A 23,086-nucleotide genomic window follows, 5' to 3' on the forward strand; every position below is an offset into this window, starting at 1 on the left:
CCAATAATTTGTTACTTTTTTAATCATAGCAAATACTGGTTAAATATCAAACTTAAAGTTACCTAAAATGGGGGCTATTACGCCATATTACTTGGGTAACATCTTCAATTAAGTTACATTAACGCAATACACTATTTATTGATGGAGTTAATCATGTTTAACCCAGAGCAAAAATATTTAATAGCCCCTTCTATTTTGTCTGCTGATTTTGCAAAGCTAGGCGAAGATGTTGATAAAGTTCTCGAAGCGGGTGCTGATGTGGTTCACTTTGATGTAATGGATAATCACTATGTACCTAATCTCACAATTGGTCCTATGGTGTGTAAAGCACTAAGAGATTACGGTATTACAGCACCTATCGACGTACATTTAATGGTTAAGCCTGTAGATAGCATAATACCTTTATTTGCTGAGGCTGGTGCTTCTATTATTACTTTTCATCCTGAAGCCAGTGAGCACGTCGATCGTACAATACAGTTAATTAAAGATCACGGCTGTAAAGCAGGCTTAGTGTTTAACCCAGCAACAAGCCTAAGTTATTTAGATCATGTTATTGATAAGCTAGATACCATTTTACTAATGTCGGTAAATCCTGGGTTTGGCGGGCAAAGCTTTATCCCTCATACGCTTGAAAAATTACGCCAAGCCAAACAGCGTATTATTGAATCAGGCCGAGATATTCGCTTAGAGGTTGATGGTGGTATTAAGGTCGATAATATTGCAGCAGCGGCTCGAGCGGGTGCTGATATGTTTGTTGCAGGCTCAGCTATTTTTAATCAACCTGATTACAAAGTGGTGATTGATCAAATGCGTGAGCAGCTTGGAAGTGTTAAGTAATGAAGTACGATGTCGCCTTATTTGATTTAGATGGTACTTTGGTTGATAGCGTTTACGACTTGTATATCGCTATTAATTTAACCTTGAGCGATTTTGCTTTTCCTATTGTTAGTCAACGCTTGGTTGAAAGTTGGGTTGGTAATGGTGTTGAAGTCCTTGTAAAACGCGCTTTGAGTGGCGATATGCAAGTGAGTGAAAATTTAGATGAGTCACTTAGTGGCAAAGCAATATTACAGTTCTATAAGTATTATGAACAACAAGTTGGTGAGTATAGTGTTTTGTACCAACATGTAGAAACAGGGCTTGCAGCACTTCGCGGTATGCCTAAAGCATTAATCACTAATAAGTCTCGAATTTTTACAGAGAAACTACTCGATAAACTGGCACTAACGAGTCATTTTGATGTGGTTGTATGCGGTGACGACATGGCAAAAAAACCATCGCCAGAACCATTGCTATTTGCCTGCAAAAAACTAAATGCGGAACCTAATAAAGCAATAATGATAGGTGATTCTAAAAGCGATATACTTGCAGCTAAAGCCGCTAATATAGACGTAATTGCACTTAGTTATGGCTATAACCAAGGTGAAAGTCTTGAGGATTATAATCCGCAGTACCTATGCGATAACTTCTTAGATATAATACCTGTTCTAACGCAGCGTTAAATATTATTCATTAAGCAAAATAAAGGAAAATCATGAGTAAACCAGTAGTTTTAAGCGGCATTCAGCCAACCGGTGGTATGACAATAGGCAACTATGTTGGCGCTATTAACCAGTGGCTAAAGTTACAGGAAGACCACGAAAGTTTCTTTATGTTAGTAGACTTACACGCTATTACGGTTCGCCAAGAGCCTGAATTACTGCGCTCTCGAGTGTTAGATGGTATTGCTCTTTATGCGGCATGTGGCATTGATCCTGAAAAATCTGCGTTATTTGTACAATCGCAAGTACCTGAGCACGCACAATTAGCGTGGGTACTAAATTGTTACGCGCAAATGGGTGAGCTTAATCGAATGACTCAGTTTAAAGACAAGTCATCTAAGCACGCAAATAACGTAAACGTGGGCTTATTTTCATATCCGGTATTGCAAGCTGCAGATATTTTATTATACCAAGCTGATCAAGTACCAGTAGGGGATGATCAAAAGCAACACTTAGAGCTGACTCGCGATATAGCCACACGCTTTAATAATTTATATGGCGACGTATTTAAATTACCAGAGCCGTACATCCCTGAGTTTGGTGCACGCGTAATGAGCTTGCAAGATCCACTTAAAAAAATGTCTAAGTCTGACGAAAACCCAAATGGTTACATCATGTTATTAGATGAGCCTAAGCAAATTGTGAAAAAGCTTAAAAAAGCAGTAACTGATTCAGATGAACAAGCACGTATTTATTTTGATCGCACAGAAAAGCCTGGCGTATCAAACTTGCTTACTTTATTGAGTGTTGCAACTAAGCGCTCAATTGAAGACCTAGTCCCTGAGTATGAAGATAAAATGTATGGCCATTTAAAGAAAGATACAGCAGATGCAGTTGTAAATATGATTGAGCCAATTCAAGCACGCTTTAAAGAGATCAGAGAAGATCAAAACCTACTTGATGGCATAATGAAGTCAGGTGCTGAAAAAGCAAGTGTACGCGCTGAGAAAACATTGAAATCGGTATACGATGCGCTTGGTTTTATTCCTCGCGGGTAAGTTTATTAAAATAAAAAAATGCCGCTTGTTAGCGGCATTTTTTATATAGCACATATCAACATGATAGACCCAAATAGAAACAGTAGCGATATCGCTAGTTTGTCTGTTTTATCCATTATTCAGCCCCTCTTACTGCTATATCTGCCGTGCTATCAATATCAACTAGAGAAACTTTATAGCCCTTGTTTTCAAGTAAGGTAAGTAAACTATCTTGTCCTGCAAGATGGGCAACTCCAACAAGTACAAACTCATTTTTGTCGTTGTTAAACATGGCTTCTACCTTTGGTAACCAATCATTATTTCTATCTGTAATGAGTTGTTTATAACTATTCGGATCATTTTTCTGCATATCTTCAAGTGCCACTTTATTCAGTGTGTCTGTATCACCTTTGCGCCAGGCAGCTAAAAGTCCTTTAAACATATCGCCATAGTTGTGAAGCTCGGCTAAGTTACGTTTAATGAAGTCGTTTTCGTTGCCTTGACCCATTTTTTTAAAAAGCTCTAACTGAAATTCGATTGTTTCTAAGTAATTTTTTGTTTTGTTATCTTCAGTCGCTTTTTTAGTAAAGTAAGCATCAACACCTTCACCCATTAAATTTTGCTTTTGAAGCTCCATCGACATTAAAACAATACCAACCATAGCAGGGCGAAAGCCATCTAACTTAGCGAGATTAGCGCCAAACTTGTTAAGCTTATTTTCAAGTGATGCCTTAATCTCGGGTTCTAGTTTTTGACTTAACGTTTCGTTATTTGTATACGATAGTGCGCCTAACATTTGCATTTGCGCATTAGTATCGGCTGGGTCAGATAACGGTGCTTCTAAAATAATTGTATCCGCTTGTTCATAAGCATGGTTAAACTCAGCGGGTAGTGGCATTTCGGCTTTAGGTAGTATGTGAACTGTACCGCCAATAAATAGTGAGTCATTACCATTGCTTACTTGCCATACAGAGCTTTGGGCCTGTGCTGTATTTGCTAAAAGACTACAACTAAGTAATACGCTGGCAGATACTAATTTTTTTGTGAATTTTTTCATGATAATTCCTTTATGTAACTTTTAATTTTATTGTTTTTAGTTCGATAACACAGTGCTGAAATATGCAGTGATTGAGGATGTTACCTTTGAAAGGTTTTTATCAATTTGCGAGTTTATTTTGCTCATTGAAGAGTCAAGCTCAGCTGATATTTTTTCATCTATCGAAGAAAGTAACGTTTGTGTATCAACATTACTTTTTAAAGACTCAGTGGCGTCTATGTTGTTTGTTTCTTGCTGCTTTTTATTAACTGGGTTAATCGCCTCTACGCTTTCACCAATTATGCATTGATTAAAATTGCTTTGAACGTTGTGTTGTTTAGCGTCAGCTGCAATAACTGAAGTTGTATTAAAAGCAGTTGCTAGTAGTAAAGCCGGTAGTACTTTTTTCATTGTGCTATTCATAATTAAACCTTTTATATTTTTAATTGCAGCCAATTTAGAATCACAAATGATTTTTTACTAAGCTGCTTGTTGATGACGGTTTAAAGAATATCGCTGAATTTATTGAGAGTCGCTTATCTAGTTATGAGCAATTAATAGATAAGGTTTTTAAATTAAATAATTGTTTTAATTTAGAGGGTTAGCCTTAAACCTTATAATGCTAATATAAGGTTTAAAATGCTTTTTCTATAAAATAAAGTGTAGATGTGATACGGTTTATAAAAATAAAAATACGTAAAGACTATGAATTATCAAATCGGACCTTGGCAATTTATTAGTAATCGCTGTGTGGTTACTTCAAACCATTTAGAAAGGGAATTAGATCCACTTTTAGTAAAGCTATTACTTCACTTTATAGACAAGCCTCAACAAATTGTTTCCCGCCAAGAGCTTATTGAGAGTGTGTGGCAACAGAGCTTTGTTGATGATAATGCGATTAACCGTGCAATCTCAGAGTTAAGAAAGCAGCTTGCCCACCCAATTGAAAAAGCGCCGCTTTTAAAAACGCATTACCGTAAAGGATATAGCCTAACAGTAATACCTGAGCGTTTAACGCAAGCAAACGTTTTGAAAGAGCCTGTAAACATTTTGCCTGACTCACCGGGTATTTCTGCCAAAAATGAAGAGATAGCTACTGCAACTACTTCTCAACCAGTTCAAAAAAAGAATAGTAAAAATTTTTTGATTTATTCTTTACTCGTCATTATTTGCCTGTGCTCTTTAGTATGGTTTGGGTTGTTTTTTATTAATGCACCTTCTAGCGAAAAGATTAACCAGATCACGGTTAATAAGGTAGCAAGCACGTGGAATATAGGCAGTGAGGTTCACCCTGAGATGTCCTCAGATAAACAATATTTAGCTTATACAAATGTTGAACCTGAAAGTGACATAATGCATGCATTTGTAAAGCGACTATCTGATCAAAGGGAGGTTGAAATTACCTATCCTGGCTTTCAAGTATCTATTTTATCGTGGCAGTTAAATCAGCACGCAGTGCTTATACAAGCTACAAACTTAAAACAACAGCAGTGCGAAATGGTACTGGTTGATTTAAGCCAGTTTCCTATTGTTGGTGAGGCTACATTAATTAAAAAGTGTGACCTTAGATACACCGGCTACGCACAAGTAGACGAAAATAATGAATATATTTATTACACTGAATATAAAAATGAGCAAGATGGCTCAGGTTTATATAAATTTGATTTAGAGTTACAAAAAGAGTCCATTGTTATTCCACCACCAGGTGTAATGTATGGCGTAATAATGCCGCGCTTATCTTCTTCAGGTAATAAAATAGCATATATACTTAGTCAAAAAGGTCAGCCTTTTTCGGTGTTCAGCTACGACTTTTCTACGCGTGAGACTAAGCGGTTATTTAAAGCAAACAAAAGTATAATTAGCTTCGCGTTTGACTGGCTTGCAGACGATAAAGGCGTGATTGTTTTTGAAGACTCTGACCTTTCAACCATTGTGTTTGATGAAAATAATATTATTAAACGCACACTAACGGTTACCCCAGCAATTTCACCTTATTATATTGCAGTTCAATCTGCTAATAGCCTCTTTTACTCAGCAAATAAAACACAAGCATTTTCGTTAATTAAAGCGACTAATCTTTTTAGCGATGTTCCTGAGTATGAAGCACTCTACAAAAGTGATGAAGACGACTACCACATTGTAGAAGTCATTAATGAGAAAGGGCCAGCGCATATTTTTGTATCCGAGCGCTCTGGCAGCAGTCAGTTGTGGTTATCTCAAAATGGACTTACAAAGCAACTTAGTAACTTTACTTATGAAGGGAAATCTACCTTTGCTATTGGCGGGCTAAGAGTATCGAGTAAGCAAGATCGTGTTTTATTAAGAGTTAATAGCGATATTGCATTTTTTGACGTTATGTCGAACAAACTCTATACCATAGCTGAGTTTAAAGGGCGAAAAATACTAAACTATGTATGGTCTAAAGATAATGAAAGTATAATTTATTTAGAGCGAAGTGGTTCAGAAAACCTATTTGCTCAGTTTAATTTATTAACGCGAGACACAACTATATTAGAGGATATTAAAGCCAACAAATTAATTTCAGGCGCTGACGGTACTAATTATGCAATTACTAATAATCAGTTAATTAAACTATCAAATAAACAGAGTTGGGAATTACCCAAAGACGCGCGACAAGCACAACTTTTTGCTATTAATGGTAATTACCTTTACTACTCTGATGCGATTTCAAGAGTTGCTCGGCTTAATTTAGAAGATAAGACAGTAAAAGATGTGCACGTGGATTTTAAACCTGTCGCATTTTTTATTAGTGATAACAATCAAATTTTCTTTACAGAATCAAAATATAAAGACATGCAAATAATACAGATAAGTTGGAATGACTAGGGTCTGTTGATCTTTCAAGGTTAAATTTGCAGCAGTGTGTTGTTTTTCTTTAATAACATTTTCGATTGGTATTATGTTGATAAAAGAAAAATTAGAGCCAAAAAATAGCGAGAAGTAACTCTTCTCGCTATTTTTAATTAAGTGCAATCTCGACAGTTAAATAACCTCAAAGCCGATTAATTTGTCACAACTGAACCTCTATTTATTTAATAGAGGTTTTAAGTAATGCCCAGTATGTGAACGCTCACACTCAGCTACTTCTTCTGGTGTACCTGCAATGAGTATTTCACCACCGCCAGCTCCGCCTTCAGGTCCTAAATCGATAACCCAATCTGCTGTTTTAATAACATCGAGGTTGTGCTCAATAACAACAATAGTATTGCCGTGGTCGCGCAAGCGATGAAGTACAACAAGCAGCTGTTCAATATCAGCAAAGTGTAAGCCTGTTGTTGGCTCATCTAATATGTAGAGTGTTTTACCGGTATCACGCTTTGATAGCTCGCGCGCTAGTTTTACACGTTGCGCTTCACCACCTGAAAGCGTGGTAGCGGCTTGACCTAAGCGGACATACGATAAACCAACGTCCATTAGGGTTTTAAGCTTACGGGCAATAGCCGGTATTTTGTCAAAATACTCATGCGCGTCTTCAACAGTCATCTCAAGTACTTGGTGTATGTTTTTACCTTTGTATTGGACTTCGAGTGTTTCACGGTTATAGCGTTTGCTCTTACACACATCACACGGTACATACACATCAGGTAAAAAGTGCATTTCAACTTTAATTAAGCCGTCACCTTGGCACGCTTCACAGCGTCCGCCTTTAACGTTAAAACTAAAGCGACCTACTTTGTAGCCACGTGAACGCGCTTCTTGTGTACCTGCAAATAACTCACGAATGCCGGTAAATATACCTGTGTAGGTTGCCGGATTTGAACGCGGAGTACGACCAATCGGGCTTTGATCAATATCGATCACTTTATCAAAATGATCTAAACCGCTAATTGATTTATACGGTGCCGCTTCGGCAGTGGTTGCGCCATTTAGCTCTGTATGAGCAAGTTTAAATAAAGTGTCGTTTATTAGCGTTGATTTACCCGAGCCCGATACACCTGTCACACAGGTCATTAAACCAAATGGGATTTTTAAATCCACATTTTTAAGGTTATTACCCGTTGCGCCAAATAGCTCTAGCCATTTGTCGTTCGTTGGGTGACGCTCTTTTGGTATTTCTATTTTACGTACGCCTGATAAAAATTGGCCCGTAACAGATTCTTTGCTTGCTAAAATATCGTCGCGCGTACCTTGAGCAATAATATGCCCACCATGAACACCCGCACCTGGGCCAATATCAATAATATGATCTGCAGCACGAATAGCATCTTCATCGTGCTCTACCACAATAACGGTGTTACCTAAGTCGCGCAAATGGACCAATGTTTGTAATAAACGGTCGTTATCGCGTTGATGTAATCCAATAGATGGCTCATCTAGTACGTACATTACACCTACAAGACCGGCACCAATTTGACTGGCTAAGCGGATACGTTGAGCCTCACCACCTGATAATGTATCGGCGCTACGTTCAAGTGATAAATAATTTAGGCCAACGTTAATTAAAAACGATAAGCGGTCGCGAATTTCTTTTAATATTTTTTCAGCTATTTGGCCTTTTTGTCCGGTTAACTCTAAACCTTCAAAAAATTCCATGGCTTCACCAATACTCATGCATGTGATTGCAGGTAAGTTGGTTTGTCCAATAAATACATTTCGAGATTCTTCGCGTAAGCGCGAGCCATGACAGCTAGGACACGCTTGGCTTGTTTGGTATTTAGCAAGCTCTTCGCGTACAGAGTTTGACTCGGTCTCACGGTAGCGGCGATTCATGTTATTTAAAACGCCTTCAAACTCATGGTTACGCGTAATTAAATCGCCACGGTCGTTACGGTAATTAAACGCAATTTTAGTGCTACCAGAGCCATCTAAAATAATTTTTTTCGATTCGCTGTCTAAATCTTGATAAGGCACATCTAAATCAAAACTATAATGCTCAGCAACGGCTTGTAGCATTTGATAGTAATAAAAGCTGCGTTTATCCCAGCCTTTAATTGCACCGCCAGCAAGGCTTAACTCTGGGTTATGCACTACGCGATTAGGATCAAAATATTGACGTATACCTAAGCCATCACAGGTTTGACAAGCACCAGCTGGGTTATTAAACGAAAACAAACGCGGCTCAAGTTCAGTCATTGCATAGCCACAAGTAGGGCAGGCAAAATTTGCTGAAAATAGAATCTCTTCAGCGCTGCTATCGTCCATGTATGCTACATGTGCAACGCCATTAGACATTTCAAGTGCAGTTTCGAACGATTCTGCTAAGCGTTGTTGTAAGCCATCTTTTACTTTAAATCTGTCTATAACAACTTCTATTGTATGTTTTTTATGAAGCTCAAGCGTTGGAGGATCAGACAAGTCACATACTTCACCGTCTATACGGGCGCGAATATAACCTTGGCTAGATAGCTGTTCTAATAACTTAACATGCTCACCTTTACGCTCTTTTACTATTGGCGCAAGCAGCATTAATTTACTGCCCTCAGGTAGAGCCAAAACAGTATCTACCATTTGGCTAACGGTTTGCGCAGCAAGTGGTAAATCATGTGTAGGACATCGTGGTTCGCCAACGCGGGCAAACATAAGTCGTAAATAATCGTAAATTTCGGTAATAGTACCTACGGTTGAACGCGGGTTATGAGACGTTGACTTTTGCTCAATAGAAATGGCAGGAGAGAGGCCTTCGATGTGATCCACATCAGGCTTTTCCATGAGCGATAAAAATTGTCTTGCGTACGCAGAGAGTGATTCAACATATCGGCGTTGTCCTTCTGCATAAAGCGTATCAAATGCAAGTGATGACTTCCCCGAACCAGATAGACCCGTAATAACTATTAATTTATCACGTGGGATGGTTAGGCTGATGTCTTTTAAATTGTGCGTTCGGGCGCCTCGGACTTCAATGTTTTCCATGCTATCTCGTTTATTACCAAAATTATTTACTCAGTATCGCATAATACGAAGCAATATTAATCCTTGATCAATGAAAAATCCTTACTTATAGGCGATTAATTATTGCCAAGCTTATGGTAGAATCCCAACCTCAATTTTTCATAGAGTAAGATCACGCAGATAATGACCGCATCTTCACTTAATTCACGAGAAAAACGCGCCGCTGTATCACTGGCGAGTGTGTTTGCATTTAGAATGCTCGGCTTGTTTATGCTGATGCCTGTATTGGCTATTTATGGACAATCGCTTGAAGGTTTTTCGCCTATTTGGATTGGTTTTGCCATTGGTGCGTATGGTTTAACGCAAGCTGTACTACAAATACCTATGGGTCGATTATCCGATAAGATTGGTCGTAAAAAGGTTATTGTTGGTGGCTTAGTTGTATTTGCTATTGGCTCTGTCGTTGCTGCATTAGCTGACTCTATCCAAATGGTTACCGTAGGCCGTGCTTTACAAGGTATGGGCGCAATAGCCAGTGCGCTACTCGCGTTTGCTTCAGATTTAAGCCGCGATGAGCAACGACCAAAAGTAATGGCCGTTATTGGTATGAGCATAGGAATGAGCTTTGCCTTTGCTATGTTACTTGGGCCAATTGTTGCAGCTTCGTGGGGTATTGCTGGTGTATTTTGGTTGACTGCTATTTTAGCTGTCTTTGGTATATTTATAGTGACCATGCTAGTGCCAAAGGCGGTAAATAAAGCGCCCAAAGGCGATACATTAGCAAGCTTCAGCGACATTAAAAAATTAATTAAACATCCTCAGTTAGCACGATTAAATGCAGGTGTATTGTTATTGCATTTAACGCTAACCACAATTTTTGTGGTACTGCCGAGCCAATTAATTAAAGATGGCTTGGTTGCCGACCATCACTGGTATTTGTATATTCCAGTGCTATTTTTAGCATTTTTATTAATGGTACCAATAATGATTGTGGCCATTAAAAAAGAGAAAGAAAAACAAGCATTTATTGGCTCAGTAGCCTTGTTAACTATTAGTATGTTAGCAATGTCGGTATGGGTTAATAGTGTAGTAGGTATTGCTGTGTGTATGCTGCTTTATTTTGTGGCGTTTAACTTTTTAGAAGCCACTATGCCTGCGCTTGTATCGCGAATAGCACCAGCAAGCCAAAAAGGCTCAGCAATGGGTGGCTACTCATCGAGTCAGTTTTTAGGCGCCTTTTTGGGCGGTATGTTAGGTGGCTATGTAGCACAAACTACAACGACGCAAGCTGTGTTTGCGGCAGCGGCACTTGTTGGGTTAATATGGCTTATTATTGCGTGGAAAATGCAAGTCCCACCCAAAAGTAAAGTTATTAGTTTAATGACCAAATTAGATTCTGAAGAGCATGCTCAAGTACTTGCTTCTCAGTTAGTTGCTTTACCAGGTGTAATAGAAGCAACTGTAGTTCGCGATGAAAGTCGCAGCTATTTAAAGATTAATGATAAAGAATTTGACCTAGACCAAGCGCGTAAAGTCGCTGGTTTAATCTAACATTTATAGGAGATGGTTCCATGGCACGCGGTGTGAACAAAGTAATTTTGGTTGGTAATTTAGGGCAAGATCCTGAAGTTCGTTATATGCCTAACGGCAACGGTGTAGCAAATATTACCCTAGCAACTTCGGATAGCTATAAAGATAAGAACACTGGCCAAATGGTTGATAAAACTGAGTGGCACCGTGTTGTATTTTTTGGCAAGTTAGCTGAAATTGTTGGTGAATATTGTCGTAAAGGTTCACAAATTTATGTTGAAGGTAAACTTCAAACACGTAAGTGGACCGATCAACAAGGCCAAGAAAAGTACACTACAGAAATAGTTGTAGATGGCTTTACTGGTCAAATGCAAATGTTAGGCGCACGTGGTGGCGATCAGCAAAGTGGTGGTTACCAAGGTAATCAATCACAAGGTGGGCAACAAGGTGGAGGTTACCAAGGTAATCAAGCGCAAAGTGCTCAACAAAGCGGTGGTTACGGTCAAAATAATCAAGGCCAAAATAACCAGCAACAAGGTGGTTATGCTCCACAACAGCAAGCAGCACCTGCAGCGCAACCTCAGTCAGCGCCAGCACCACAACAAAATAATCAATACCAACAACCGCAAGGCGGCTTTGCACCACAACAAAATAGTGCACCGCAGCAGCAAGGTGGTTTCGCTCCTAAACCACAAAGTGCTCCGCAAGGTGGTGCATCAAACCCAATGGAACCAACCATTGATTTTGATGACGATATCCCATTTTAATTTCTGATAAAGTTATTTTTGTATATTAAAATAATTTAAAATCCCATTAGTCTTTATAAATAGTAGCCTTCGCCTATATTTATAAAGAAAGTGGGATTTTTTTTGTATATTAAAAAGTTGCCATCCATTTTAGTTATGCTAATATAAAATTTGTATAGTATAGGGGTGGTTGATGCGAGTAACAGACGAAATACTTTCAGACGGAGAGCGAAGGCCTCTTATCATTAATGACGACGGAACAATCGATTTCTGGTCAACGCTTTACGTTACAGTAGAATTACGTGCAGACGGTAAGCAAAACACGATAAAAAAAGAGCTGTATAACATCATGCTTTTGCATAAATGGGAGCGTTCTACTGGTAGGGACCTGTTTGCAGAATTCCGTAGGCAAAAACTTTTAGACAAAGAAACTATACAGTCCATCAAGAACTTTTGTAGATTGTCAGCTAAGCAACAAAACCGCAAAACTGAAAAAGTAGTTCACTTTACTCGCCTCGCTAAATCCGAATCACCGCTCAGTGTTGTTGATAAAAATTATCAGTATCAGCGTATGACAGGCATAAATCGATATTTAAAGTTTTGTGCGTGGGAAATTTGCAAATTTAAACCCAATGCTAGTGATTTAGTGGATCGCATAGATAAGATGGAGGCGCTTTTCAAAAGCCACTATCCGAAAGGATTAAGTAACCTCTCAAAGGTAACTCATGCGGAGGCCGCTGTTTTTGAAAACTTTCGACAAGTAACCAGAACTGATCACCCAGACAATCCATTTAAGAATTTTGATACACGATTACGTAATTATCTACTACTGGAAATTTTGTATTGGACTGGCTGTAGGCCATCAGAAGTTTTGTCGTTAACACTCGACGACATCAATCATGACATAGAGAGTCCACAGTTGCGGTTTAAAAGGCGGCATGATGATCCAAATGACCCGAGAAAAGTCCAGCCAACTCTTAAAACACAGGAACGTGATATTGAGATCCCCCCAGCTTTGTACACAGATCTTGAGTACTACATCAGAAAAGTTAGACCAAATTATAAATTAGCCAAGAGTCATCCTTATATTTTTATATCCCATAAGGGTGAAAGTTCTGGTTCTGCGATGAGTGATAAAAACTTTTCATCGGGAGTAATAACGCCGTTAAAGCGCGTAGATAAAAATTTTACAAATATTCAACGTAGGGGCTTCCGAATTTATTTCAACGAACGATTTTCAGATCGTATTGATGAGCATAACTCAAACATATCACAACAAATTCAGGAGGCAGAGGCGCTAGGCGAGGTCGATACTGTAAAGCGTCTGCGTCAACAGCTAATTAAAGATGGGCACGAGATCGATACTCGGATGAGACTTATGGGACACTCAGATCCTAAAAGTGCTCGACCTTATTTGGATCGACGTGTTACGAAGATCGCTAACAAAATCCACAAGCAAATGATGAATGAAACAAGCGCAACCGTTAAGGATATAATAGATGCTAGACAAAAAGGTTAGCTTTCCCCTCGCCGAAGAAAAACAAAGAACAAGTAAGATGGGATATGACTTTGATGTAACTCAGAGGACTTGGAAACTTGACACCTCGATCACTCTAAACTGGGGACTACTTCCTAATGAGTGTGATTTGAACTTCATAGTTGGTTTCAAAGAGCAAATGGCAGATTATGCCTGTGAGCTATCGGCTAGCAGCTGTTCAATCATTTTTAATGAAATACTCGCGATGCTTCGTAAAACAAAAAGTGTCACCTTAGACCTAATTACTGTTCAAAACTATTTAGGACAGCTAGATGCCAGCAATGAATATAAACTCGGCTCGATTAGAGCCTTTTTGCTGAATTGGCATGACAAAGAAATTGATGGAATTGACCCTAAGCTTGCTCCTTGGCTAGAGCAAATAACTTTAAAAGGTATCGCGAAAGGTGTCCCAGTTGCGAAAGGTTGTCCCCACACTGGCGCATACAGTTTGCAAGAACAACAAGCGATACTTTTTTGGGGAGTGAATGCCTTTTTTGACGATCGAATGTCGCTTCGTGATTACACATGGCTTTTGTTAAATGTGTACTTAGGTGCTAGGCCAACTCAGTTTTGTCAGCTAAAAGCATGCGACCTAGTGAAGGAATCAAAAAGCGGTAGTACAGAATTCAAATTAAACGTTCCGCAAGCCAAGAAGCATGGCTCTACAAACTTTAGGGAGGTAATGAAGGAATCTGATATTGATGAAGATCTGGCGCTCTTGTTCAGTAATCAAGCCACTCGAACCTTGAACATGATAGAGACGCAAGTAGGCAAACTGCCAGAAGAACTGCGAGCACAGATGCCATTATTCGGTTTTCCGAAAGCAATTAAGAATTTATCTTCTGTTCGCCAACTTATTGAAATAATGAATAAAACCCCTGACGCAATTCATCTGCCGCGCCGAAGTAGTACAAAAGTTTTGTTTCAAATTAGCAAAAAATGCATGGCCAAATCTGAGCGTTTAGATGGGGAGTTTGTCCACTTAACAGCAAGACGATTTCGCTACACAATGGGGACAAATGCAGCTCGCAGAGGACTTAGTGCATTCGCAATTGCTAAAATATTAGGGCATGGCGGCATACAGAACGTAAAAGTTTATACCGAAAACGTTAAGGAATTGACGGAGGAAATAAACGAGGCACTTGCGCCAGTATTAGCGCCATTGGCTCAAGCGTTTGCAGGCACACTGATTGCAAATGAGGCCGAAGCGCTGCGAGCAAACGATCCTCATTCACGCATTCGCAATCAAAAAGGGGATGGAGTTGGCAACTGCGGAACTTATGGTTTTTGCGCGAAAGGCGGCAGAGCATGTTACACATGTGTAAAGTTTCAGCCTTGGATTACTGGTCGCCATCAAGTTATGTTAGATGGTGTGTTAGCTGAGCGCGAGAGGCTTAGGGAGAGGGGGGCGAGTAAGTTCGTCATTCAATCGACGGATAGGCTTGTGTTAGCGATCACCGAAGTTGTCCAACTTTGCGCCGAAATTGAAAAAAACGAAGGAGTCGTTAATGAATAATGTAATCAAAATTTGGGAGGCTAAACACCAGCAGGATGGTAAAAAGAATCTCGAAGAATTTGTAAGGTTTGCAAAAGACGATTTGACGATTTATCAAGAACAAGGTTGGGAAGTTGAAAAATGGAAGCCTAACAAGGGGCAAACACTCGTTTTTGGCTTTCAAGACGGTAACTATGCGCCTATAGAACCATTTGAGAAGCCATTTATGGATTTTGCTAAAGCGTTTATAAGGCAGCAGATGACGATCAAAGAAGTCTCTTCTGCCCACATGTGGATTGCAACGTTTCGTAAACTATATCAAGTACTGCAAGAACAGTATGCCGATTTGCCGCCATGCATACTTAATGTTAATAACCAAACGATTAAGAATACTGAGCAAAAGATAAGAGATGATAATGTTGTTCCAATGCGCAAATATCATCTCGGTGGCAAGCTACAAGCCCTTGTAAGCTGGCTTTTAAAAAATAAAATTTTGCTAACTTTGCCGGTATACAAGAGTCCATTCAAGAAACCTGCCCATACATCTGAGCAATTAGGGGAGGAAGGCGATAAGTTTCGAGATGAACGCTGCCCCTCAATGCATGAAATGCTTTGTTTAGCCGATTGCTTTGCTAGAGCGAAAACTGTTGCAGATAAATACTATACTAGTGCATTAGTCTTGTTATGTTTTGCGCCCGCCCGATTTAATGAACTTGGAGGGCTTACCATTCATTCACTTCAACAAGGCGATGATGGTGATTGGTATGTCGTCTGGTTCGGTTCAAAAGAGTACCGGGATCACCGCAAGGGTGTACCAATGCTAATGTTGGACACCGTCAAGTCTGCCTTTAAGAGGTTAGTTGATATTAGCGAACCCGCTAGAAAGGCTGCAAAGTGGGCATATGATCACCCAAACACTTTCTTTCGCCATAAACAGTGTAAAACTGAGCCAGAGCATCTAGAGGATGCACAGTTGTCACATAGTGAGTTTGCTTATGCAATGAATGTAGTTGGATCATTGCATCATTCTGATAAAGAAAAGCTAAACACGCCCACAAAATGGATAAATCAGCTTTTAGAGGAAAATAAGTTAACCTATCGACGCTTGAATTCGCTAGTGCACGAAAAGTATAAGAAAAAGAAGTGGCCAAATAACCCTAAGAGTGACAGGCCTATTTGGGAAAATCTTTTGCTAATTCGAGACCTCGAACTTAAACCAGCTTCTGCAACAAAAGACTTTAGTTGGGTCATGCCTTCCGTTGATACATTTAATGTTCAGACTACTCGCAAAGATAAAAAAATGAGTAATCTTTGGGAGCGATTTGAAATGGTCAATGAAAATGGCAAGCCACTGTCATTGACAACCCATCAGTTTCGCGTTTGGTTGAATACTCATGCAAAAATAGGTGGTGTTGACGATTGGAAAATCGCGCAATGGTCTGGTAGAGCCGATTTAACCCAGAACGCAGCATATGATTTGAGAACCCTTGAACAAAAGGATCTTCTAAAAACAGAACTTATGGTAGCGAGCTATGAAGACAGCCCAAGTGCATTAGTGTTGCGAAAAGCAAGGTTACCAGTTCCGCTGAAATCTATTGGAGTTAATCGAGAAGGTGTAGCTGATTTTACTGGTATCGGATTTTGTGTTCATGATTTTGCTCGAACACCCTGCACCAAGGCTGGGGAATGTGTGACCTGCAAAGAACATGTTTGTATAAAAGGGATACCAGAAACGCTTGAGGAGTTGGAATTATTAGAAATAAACATAGCGACTCAATTAGACCATGCGTTGAAGGAGGCTACTGATGACACGTTCGGCGCTGATCGTTGGGTTACACATTTGGGTTGGAAGTTAGCTCATATTCGCACCCTGATTAAAAATAAAACCGATGAGAACATACCAGACGGCACAATCATCAGAATCCCCGTTGAGCATGATCCATCACCAACACGTTTAGCTTTAGCAGACAAGGGATTAAATACTGATCTTAATGAGACAAAATCCGAGAAAGACGAAGATAAGATCTCCTCAAATATTAGTGTGAGACAACTATTGGGGTTTAGCTAATGCCAAAAATAGTTATCAGTGACGATGTTCACAAAAGCATACTCACCTTATTGTCCACATGGAAAGGCAAGTTAACGTGGAAACTATTATGCGAACGCATTACTAGAGAGTTTGGATTAAAAAAAGAGGTATCTAGGCATACTTTATTGGCCTACAAAGATATTGAGATAGCATTCAATAACCGTAAAGCTATGTTAAAAGAAACTCCTAGCCAATATCATGGTACTGAGGATGTTCAACTACAAAACGCATATAAGCGAATAGACGAGTTGGAATCAAAGAATAAGAGCCTTCATAGTGAAGTTACTGCTATGAGAGAACAAATTATCAGGTGGATGTACAACCTATATCAAATGGAACATAACATGGATGAGATGAACGCTGCAATCCCAGTTAATGCTGACATTGAAGAGGTAAAAGATAGAGCGCTACCGCGTAACGTAGACCCTGAGAGTTTAAATCGACCGTTGCCAAAGATAACACGAGCAGATGATAAAAAACGCAAACGAAGTCGCCATGATTAAATCAAATCTATTTAAAAGTGATGGAGGTGAATAATGGCCAATGGACAACAAAAAGCTAAGCAAAACCTCAATAGTTTTCAGACATGGGTGGCAACTCAAACCGATGAAGATTTCAAACAAATTATTTTTAGAGGGCAGTTAAATCGTGGCGAAATAGCTAAAGCTGTTGGGTGCGGAAAATCTGCCTTAAATCAAAATCCAGAACTCAAAAATGCATTGGTGGAACTTGAGGATATACTACGGAAAAGACAAATTCTTCCGCCACTAACGCTTGCTGCACAAAAATCGGTCAGTACGCCAAAACAATACGATCAAACAGCTAGTCGAAAATTAAACGACTCCTTGAGGTTATCCCAATTAGAGCAAGAGAACATCGAATTAAAAGCCCAGCTAAGTGAGTTAAAACAACAACACGAAAACTTCCAAGAACTTAGTGAAACACTATTTGAAATGGGCTTGATGTCACGATGAATAAAGCTGTTGATGATGGGAAACTTTTTACTGAAACAGTGCGCATTACGAGCATTAAGTTTCTTAGCAGCAAATACGTTATATTTGTTGGCGTACCCATCGATCGTGATTCTTTCAAAGTCAACAATGGTAAATATTATGTTTCTGTCAAGACAGAGCTTGCTGTTTTGCCTATTGATTCTTCATCTCAAAAGCCTTTAGAACCGACAATAGGCCAAAATTGGATAGTAAAAGGTATTCGTTCGATACAGGAAATAGCAGAGGGTGATTATGTAATGCAACAGCATGTATATGATTCACCTCGCGCAATATTTTGCACATTGCCAGAGAGCGGAGCAGCACTCATAAATTTTATTGCTAAAGGATCAGACTTCAAAGGGATAGGTGAAGTAAAAGCTAGAGAGCTTTGGAGGGCATTAGGCAAGTCTTTTCATTCAACACTGAGAACTGATAGCGAAGAATCACGCAAACGCCTAGAAGGGCTTCTTAGCAGCGATTCTATTGATGCGCTATATAAGGGCTATGCTAAATACAAAAACCTTAGCCATTATGGTTGGATGTCAGAGCATGGTATACCTGCAAAAGTGCAAGAGCGATTATTCAAGTATCATCAAGAGAATTCGATAGATGCGATTAAAGCTAACCCATACCTTTTAATTAGCTTTGGTATGGCGTTCAACAAAGTCGATGCTTTAGCACAGTCAAAGTTTGGAATCACAAAAGATGATCACAGACGATTAAGTTCAGCACTTGAGATTTCAATTCATAATGAGGTAGGAAAAGGTAACACCTACGCCAATCGAGAACACATTACTCCCCACTTAAAGAAGCTATTAAATGAAAAAGAGCTAGTTTCACAAGCATTTCTGGTGGGCTACAATAAAGCTCAGTATGTTTTAAACAAAGAACAGGGCAACTTCCATCCAACTGCTCAATTTCTGATGGAGACAGTTGTTTTTAAGCGTTTGTTAAAACTAGTAAAACAAAAAGACTTGTATGACGAAAGTGCCGAAGCAGCATATCAATATGCTACTAAAGAGTTGCCATACGATTTAACTAAAAAGCAAGTGCAAGCAGTTTTGGCATCACTTGATAATGCCGTTAGTTGCATTACAGGTGGAGCAGGAACAGGCAAAACAACAGTATTGAGAACGACGCTTAGGGCGTATTTTAATTTAGGGTTTATGATTCACGCAGTTGCTCTCTCGGGCAGGGCGGCGCAACGACTGCACGAGTCTATTGGATTCGAAACCATGACAATAGCCCGGCTTTTAAGAAATGAGCCTATTTCGCCTTCGTCGGAACAAAGCCTCCATGTTTTAGTGATTGATGAGGCCTCAATGGTAGATTTACCAACCATGTATCGCTTAGTTACTAAACTTCATCCATCCGTCAGAATAATATTGACAGGCGACCCCGACCAACTCCCGCCAATCGGCTGCGGTAAAGTTTTGGCTGACATTGTTGAATCAAAATTAATAGTGAATACAACATTGGATATTGTTAAACGACAAGAGGGTGCTACTGGTATTCCCGAATATTCAAAGCAGATAAACAAAGGGCTGATACCAGCGTACTTAAGCATAGGTAACATCTACTTTCATGAAACTGCGGCAAGTGATATTGCCAATGTATGCTCTAAGCTATACCAGCAATCCGCCTCAAACAGCCGTATTCTAGCGGCAACCAAAAAAATGGTAGCTGACATAAACAGGTTGACTCAAACACAGCATAATCCAGATGGATCAGTGCTACAATTTGAGATGAACGGAGAGCTGTTTTATCAAAACTTACGGCTTAACGATGCTATATTATTTACCCAAAACAATTATGATAAAGGCATTCAAAACGGCTCACTTGGAACACTTAGTAGTGTTAAGCCAACTAATACTCACTATGGTGTCGTAACTCTAGACACTGGTTCTGAGATTAAAATAACTCAAGACGTTCTTGATTGTATGGAGCTTGGATATTGTATTACCTTGCATAAGGCGCAGGGGTCGCAGTTCCCAAGAATCATTGTGGCACTCCAAAATAGCCGCATTGTTGATAGGTCTTGGTTATATACCGCAATTACACGAGCAGAGCATGAAATACATATTGTAGGAAGTAGAGCCGACTTTGAAGCAACAACCATATTGCAGAGTACCGTGCACAGTAGAAGGAGTTATTTGTTTGATTTGTTGAAAAGTTCAAAGAATGACTGAATATGTGCTTTTATGATAATGTTCAGTGGTGAATGTACGCAATAAATTTTTAAATTGTTGTTTACATGGCAAATTACTTCAATTGTATATGTGAATATATTTTGGGGGTGTAGATGAGAAGTGAAACTAAAACTCAAAAATGGTTCTTGGATGACCCAAGAACACGGAAATGGATAAGACAGTGTGCTGCTTGCGGTCAATATGGTAGAGATACTAAAACGCCGGATGATATTCCAAAAGTTAATTTTGAGAATATGTTTCCAGTGATGGAGCTTGATGAACGCGGATTATGTCAATTTTGCGGACCAAGGTTTAAGTAAACAATGCACTAGCGTGCAGCACCCAACAAGCACGGTAAGCGGGAATTTTACTCTCTGACTTTCCGTCAAAGCACTAGTAAAATTAACATTTTAAGGCTGCTTAAGCCTATAGGATATCGTACATGGAAGAAAATAAATTCTTTAAATTAGTCTGGCGTTTTAATGGTTTGCTTATCTCAGTTGCAGGAGTCCTAGCAATTTGCGTTCTCTTATTCGGTATGTATCAGATTTTTAAAGAAACTACGAGGGACCGCAACACCCAAAATATAGTTAACGTCGAAGAAAATAGCGCGGTAAAAGAAAACTGGATGGTTGGTCGTTTTATCAGCTTGACGGATCAAAATATCCTAATAGTTCCGCTGAATTCTGATCAAAGTTTTGATCGTGGTTATTTTAGTAAATCTTCGAATTCAACTAGAAATTACCTATTCATTGATACCCGAACTAATTCAAAAAAATGGCTTTTTGAACATACAAATTACCTTATTGAGGAAGCAAGTCACTTGCGTATTGGCGATGACTTTAACCTCAAAAAACCTGTTTTAGCTATCCTTTACACTCTAGTTAAACTAGATTCAAATAATGACAACCGCTTAACTCCGAGTGATAAAATAACCATAGCCATATCAAAGCCTGACGGTTCAGGCTACAAAGAAATACTAACCAACATTGAACAAGTAATTGATAGTCAAGTTTTATCAGAGAATGAGTTGTTTATTATGTTTCAGTCAAATGGTAAATATTTTAGTTCTACTTTGAACTTGAATAGCTATGACTTAGGTAATCAAACAGAACTTCCAAAAGTAAGCTTGCAACAAAAGCCGTTCAATTAAAGTGAAAGCTACTAAGCTTTATCGAATGCATTTGGGTTTCGAACGTAAATATAATCTGAAATGCAGGTCTATAATTAATGAACCAGTACCAGCCATTGATTTGGTCTTACGGAATAGCATTCATAAAATTATGAAGCTAAACTAATTGCACAAAATGATGTTCAAATTTGTATTATTTAATCGTATAGATAGCTATTTTTTGGTTTTAACTATACAATGACATAATAACTGTATAATTAAATTTTAGGTGAGTGTTGCTTTGAGGTTTATAATTTAAGTGATTCACTCACTCACTCGCAGTTAATATTGGCATTTTATTGGTTATTACCATTTTAACCACAGTTAAACTAAGAGTGTAAGAATAGAGATCTAAGCATACCATAACCCAGTGTCATTACTGGGTTTTTTATGCGTATTGCGCTGTGATGATAATCAAAAAACTATCAATATTAGACCTCATTAGGCTGTAAAGTGAAATAGTATTGTTGGTAATGTTAAATTACAGTAAATTTTATCTTGTATTTAATTGATATATATCGTTAACACTTACCATTAAACTACTTTCCCCTGATTACACAATGAGAAACATGAAAACTAATATCTTATTTTTATTTCTTGTTTTTCAATTCTTGAGCCCTAGTTCACACGCTCAACCTCCTTCAGACGTTACTCATATTTTATTTATAAATTCAACAAATCAAGATATGCCTTGGTATAAAAGTGTTGAGCTTGGACTGCGTACAGAGCTTACAAAACGTTCTTTTAGTTATGAACTATTTTTCGAAAATATGGATGTAAATCGCTTTGATGAAGTTAATCAAAAACAGTTAATGAAAGACTACCTCAAACAAAAATATAAAAATAAGCACATCGATATCATCGTTACTCAGTCGCCATCTGCAGCGACGTTACTATCTCAATTAGATGATTTTTTTATAAATGCTCCACGAATATACTTAGAGCCAGGCACCCAGTTTAATCTACCAAAAAAGACTAGCGGAGCTGTGATCCAAGCTAAATTAGATTATGCGCAAGCAACAGCAAATGCTGTTAATTTAATGAAGCCTAAAAAATTGATCGTGATTTTAGATACAAAAAACGATATTGGTATGAGCTTTCATCGAGGACTATTTTCGGTTATTAACCGTGATTTTTCGTATTTAAATGTAGAAAAGTGGTTTGATCTTCCATTACCAGAATTACTCACCAGAGTAAGAAATGCCCCAGCAGATTCAATTATTTTATTAACCCCCATTTTTAGGCGTTTCGATAATAAATCACTTAGTCCTTATCAGCTAGTAGAGCGATTAACTGAAGAAAGTCCGGCGCCAGTGTTTAGCTATTGGGAAGTACTATTAGGCTCAGGTGTTGTTGGTGGGTATGTTTTGTCGGGTGAAAAAATAGGTAAACGTATTGCCGATTCAATAGTTTTTTATAATGAAAATAAAGCGTTAAATGAAATTAGTGGTGAAGGGCTTAGTACATACTCATATGATTGGCGACAATTAAGTAAGTTTAATATTGCTCCGCAGAGCTTGCCAGAAGAGTCAATTATCTCTTATTACGAGCCAACTTACTTTGAGAAAAATAAAATATTAATTTACAGCGCTACTGCAATTATTTTTATTCTTAGCAGTTTTTTAGTTTTTGTTTTTAAACCAACGCCGCATTCAACTTTTAAAAGAGCTTGATGAAGAAAAGCAAAGATTAGAGTCGCGCGTTGAAGAGCGCACTGAAGAGCTTTTGCACGCCAAGGAGGAAGCAGAGCATCTGACATCCGCTAAGTCTGAGTTTTTAGCAAATATGAGTCATGAGATTAGAACCCCTATGAGCTGTCTCTTATACACAAATCCCTGCTAAGAAATTAGCGGGGATTTTTTTGAACTAAATCTCAATGTCATGATCAGATCTTCAAATCTTGTTTGAGGGCACATTATGATTAACGAACATA

Annotated in this window: 19 protein-coding genes; 16 read left to right on the top strand and 3 right to left on the bottom strand. The window is 38.7% G+C overall.

Annotation, left to right across the window (positions count from 1 at the left end):
* Positions 1-153 precede the first annotated feature (153 nt).
* From rpe to trpS, 3 genes are read left to right on the top strand one after another with little or no spacing between them, the layout of a single operon-like run.
* Positions 154-837, top strand: a complete 684-nt coding sequence (gene rpe, locus I6F10_RS15335) for a ribulose-phosphate 3-epimerase (protein WP_002958386.1) — start codon at positions 154-156, stop codon at positions 835-837.
* On the top strand, positions 837-1,502 hold the full coding sequence (locus tag I6F10_RS15340) for a phosphoglycolate phosphatase (protein WP_024595274.1): 666 nt from the start codon (positions 837-839) through the stop codon (positions 1,500-1,502). Before rpe ends, I6F10_RS15340 begins: the two co-directional genes overlap by 1 nt.
* A gap of 32 nt (positions 1,503-1,534) precedes the next feature.
* Positions 1,535-2,539 (top strand): tryptophan--tRNA ligase, encoded by a 1,005-nt coding sequence (gene trpS, locus I6F10_RS15345; protein ID WP_002958388.1) that lies wholly within the window; start codon positions 1,535-1,537, stop codon positions 2,537-2,539.
* A 115-nt stretch (positions 2,540-2,654) separates the two neighbouring features.
* Here the strand turns inward: trpS and I6F10_RS15350 are convergent, their stop codons facing one another.
* Entirely contained in the window at positions 2,655-3,575 is a 921-nt protein-coding gene (locus I6F10_RS15350) for a TraB/GumN family protein (RefSeq protein WP_197099091.1), read from the bottom strand.
* A 36-nt stretch (positions 3,576-3,611) separates the two neighbouring features.
* The gene (locus I6F10_RS15355) at positions 3,612-3,977 is read right to left on the bottom strand and encodes a hypothetical protein (RefSeq protein WP_154903930.1); all 366 of its coding nucleotides are present in this window, start codon (positions 3,975-3,977) and stop codon (positions 3,612-3,614) included.
* Between the two features lie 282 nt (positions 3,978-4,259).
* Between I6F10_RS15355 and I6F10_RS15360 the strand changes: the two genes are divergently transcribed.
* Positions 4,260-6,401 (top strand): transcriptional regulator, encoded by a 2,142-nt coding sequence (locus tag I6F10_RS15360; protein ID WP_197099092.1) that lies wholly within the window; start codon positions 4,260-4,262, stop codon positions 6,399-6,401.
* A gap of 198 nt (positions 6,402-6,599) precedes the next feature.
* Here I6F10_RS15360 and uvrA read toward each other — a convergent pair whose 3' ends face one another.
* Positions 6,600-9,425, bottom strand: coding sequence for an excinuclease ABC subunit UvrA (uvrA, locus tag I6F10_RS15365; RefSeq protein ID WP_165742869.1), 2,826 nt, complete (start codon positions 9,423-9,425; stop codon positions 6,600-6,602).
* A 162-nt stretch (positions 9,426-9,587) separates the two neighbouring features.
* Here uvrA and I6F10_RS15370 point away from each other — a divergent pair, with 162 nt between their 5' ends.
* From I6F10_RS15370 to I6F10_RS20485, 12 genes are all read left to right on the top strand, one after another.
* Positions 9,588-10,955 (top strand): MFS transporter, encoded by a 1,368-nt coding sequence (locus tag I6F10_RS15370; protein WP_149602041.1) that lies wholly within the window; start codon positions 9,588-9,590, stop codon positions 10,953-10,955.
* A 20-nt stretch (positions 10,956-10,975) separates the two neighbouring features.
* Complete coding sequence (gene ssb / locus I6F10_RS15375) at positions 10,976-11,701, top strand: single-stranded DNA-binding protein (protein ID WP_039485810.1); 726 nt, start codon at positions 10,976-10,978, stop codon at positions 11,699-11,701.
* A gap of 172 nt (positions 11,702-11,873) precedes the next feature.
* The gene (locus I6F10_RS15380; protein WP_165742871.1) at positions 11,874-13,199 is read left to right on the top strand and encodes a site-specific integrase; all 1,326 of its coding nucleotides are present in this window, start codon (positions 11,874-11,876) and stop codon (positions 13,197-13,199) included.
* Complete coding sequence (locus tag I6F10_RS15385) at positions 13,180-14,733, top strand: site-specific integrase (protein WP_165742872.1); 1,554 nt, start codon at positions 13,180-13,182, stop codon at positions 14,731-14,733. The genes I6F10_RS15380 and I6F10_RS15385 overlap by 20 nt, the downstream gene beginning before the upstream one ends.
* Positions 14,726-16,780 carry a hypothetical protein gene (locus I6F10_RS15390; protein ID WP_165742873.1) on the top strand — a complete coding sequence of 685 codons (2,055 nt, stop codon included), beginning with the start codon at positions 14,726-14,728 and terminating at the stop codon, positions 16,778-16,780. The genes I6F10_RS15385 and I6F10_RS15390 overlap by 8 nt, the downstream gene beginning before the upstream one ends.
* Positions 16,780-17,304 carry a hypothetical protein gene (locus I6F10_RS15395; RefSeq protein WP_165742874.1) on the top strand — a complete coding sequence of 175 codons (525 nt, stop codon included), beginning with the start codon at positions 16,780-16,782 and terminating at the stop codon, positions 17,302-17,304. Before I6F10_RS15390 ends, I6F10_RS15395 begins: the two co-directional genes overlap by 1 nt.
* Positions 17,305-17,337: 33 nt before the next feature.
* The gene (locus tag I6F10_RS15400) at positions 17,338-17,775 is read left to right on the top strand and encodes a VPA1267 family protein (protein ID WP_165742875.1); all 438 of its coding nucleotides are present in this window, start codon (positions 17,338-17,340) and stop codon (positions 17,773-17,775) included.
* Positions 17,772-19,982, top strand: coding sequence for an AAA family ATPase (locus I6F10_RS15405; RefSeq protein ID WP_197099093.1), 2,211 nt, complete (start codon positions 17,772-17,774; stop codon positions 19,980-19,982). The genes I6F10_RS15400 and I6F10_RS15405 overlap by 4 nt, the downstream gene beginning before the upstream one ends.
* 113 nt (positions 19,983-20,095) lie before the next feature.
* On the top strand, positions 20,096-20,302 hold the full coding sequence (locus tag I6F10_RS15410) for a hypothetical protein (RefSeq protein ID WP_165742877.1): 207 nt from the start codon (positions 20,096-20,098) through the stop codon (positions 20,300-20,302).
* A gap of 122 nt (positions 20,303-20,424) precedes the next feature.
* Entirely contained in the window at positions 20,425-21,135 is a 711-nt protein-coding gene (locus tag I6F10_RS15415; protein ID WP_165742878.1) for a hypothetical protein, read from the top strand.
* Positions 21,136-21,722: 587 nt separating this feature from the next.
* Entirely contained in the window at positions 21,723-22,826 is a 1,104-nt protein-coding gene (locus I6F10_RS15420) for a diguanylate cyclase (protein WP_231619980.1), read from the top strand.
* A 112-nt stretch (positions 22,827-22,938) separates the two neighbouring features.
* Entirely contained in the window at positions 22,939-22,995 is a 57-nt protein-coding gene (locus I6F10_RS20485) for a hypothetical protein (RefSeq protein WP_331461833.1), read from the top strand.
* Positions 22,996-23,086 lie beyond the last annotated feature (91 nt).

Source organism: Pseudoalteromonas sp. SWYJZ98 (assembly GCF_015864495.1).
In the GTDB taxonomy this organism is placed as follows: domain Bacteria; phylum Pseudomonadota; class Gammaproteobacteria; order Enterobacterales; family Alteromonadaceae; genus Pseudoalteromonas; species Pseudoalteromonas distincta.

What these genes read in the sequence shown, in the direction of transcription:
- rpe (WP_002958386.1), top strand. Translation starts at nt 154, where the DNA reads ATGTTTAACCCAGAGCAAAAATATTTAATAGCCCCTTCTATTTTGTCT.
- I6F10_RS15340 (WP_024595274.1), top strand. Translation starts at nt 837, where the DNA reads ATGAAGTACGATGTCGCCTTATTTGATTTAGATGGTACTTTGGTTGAT.
- trpS (WP_002958388.1), top strand. Translation starts at nt 1,535, where the DNA reads ATGAGTAAACCAGTAGTTTTAAGCGGCATTCAGCCAACCGGTGGTATG.
- I6F10_RS15350 (WP_197099091.1), bottom strand. Translation starts at nt 3,575, where the DNA reads ATGAAAAAATTCACAAAAAAATTAGTATCTGCCAGCGTATTACTTAGT.
- I6F10_RS15355 (WP_154903930.1), bottom strand. Translation starts at nt 3,977, where the DNA reads ATGAATAGCACAATGAAAAAAGTACTACCGGCTTTACTACTAGCAACT.
- I6F10_RS15360 (WP_197099092.1), top strand. Translation starts at nt 4,260, where the DNA reads ATGAATTATCAAATCGGACCTTGGCAATTTATTAGTAATCGCTGTGTG.
- uvrA (WP_165742869.1), bottom strand. Translation starts at nt 9,425, where the DNA reads ATGGAAAACATTGAAGTCCGAGGCGCCCGAACGCACAATTTAAAAGAC.
- I6F10_RS15370 (WP_149602041.1), top strand. Translation starts at nt 9,588, where the DNA reads ATGACCGCATCTTCACTTAATTCACGAGAAAAACGCGCCGCTGTATCA.
- ssb (WP_039485810.1), top strand. Translation starts at nt 10,976, where the DNA reads ATGGCACGCGGTGTGAACAAAGTAATTTTGGTTGGTAATTTAGGGCAA.
- I6F10_RS15380 (WP_165742871.1), top strand. Translation starts at nt 11,874, where the DNA reads ATGCGAGTAACAGACGAAATACTTTCAGACGGAGAGCGAAGGCCTCTT.
- I6F10_RS15385 (WP_165742872.1), top strand. Translation starts at nt 13,180, where the DNA reads ATGCTAGACAAAAAGGTTAGCTTTCCCCTCGCCGAAGAAAAACAAAGA.
- I6F10_RS15390 (WP_165742873.1), top strand. Translation starts at nt 14,726, where the DNA reads ATGAATAATGTAATCAAAATTTGGGAGGCTAAACACCAGCAGGATGGT.
- I6F10_RS15395 (WP_165742874.1), top strand. Translation starts at nt 16,780, where the DNA reads ATGCCAAAAATAGTTATCAGTGACGATGTTCACAAAAGCATACTCACC.
- I6F10_RS15400 (WP_165742875.1), top strand. Translation starts at nt 17,338, where the DNA reads ATGGCCAATGGACAACAAAAAGCTAAGCAAAACCTCAATAGTTTTCAG.
- I6F10_RS15405 (WP_197099093.1), top strand. Translation starts at nt 17,772, where the DNA reads ATGAATAAAGCTGTTGATGATGGGAAACTTTTTACTGAAACAGTGCGC.
- I6F10_RS15410 (WP_165742877.1), top strand. Translation starts at nt 20,096, where the DNA reads ATGAGAAGTGAAACTAAAACTCAAAAATGGTTCTTGGATGACCCAAGA.
- I6F10_RS15415 (WP_165742878.1), top strand. Translation starts at nt 20,425, where the DNA reads ATGGAAGAAAATAAATTCTTTAAATTAGTCTGGCGTTTTAATGGTTTG.
- I6F10_RS15420 (WP_231619980.1), top strand. Translation starts at nt 21,723, where the DNA reads ATGAAAACTAATATCTTATTTTTATTTCTTGTTTTTCAATTCTTGAGC.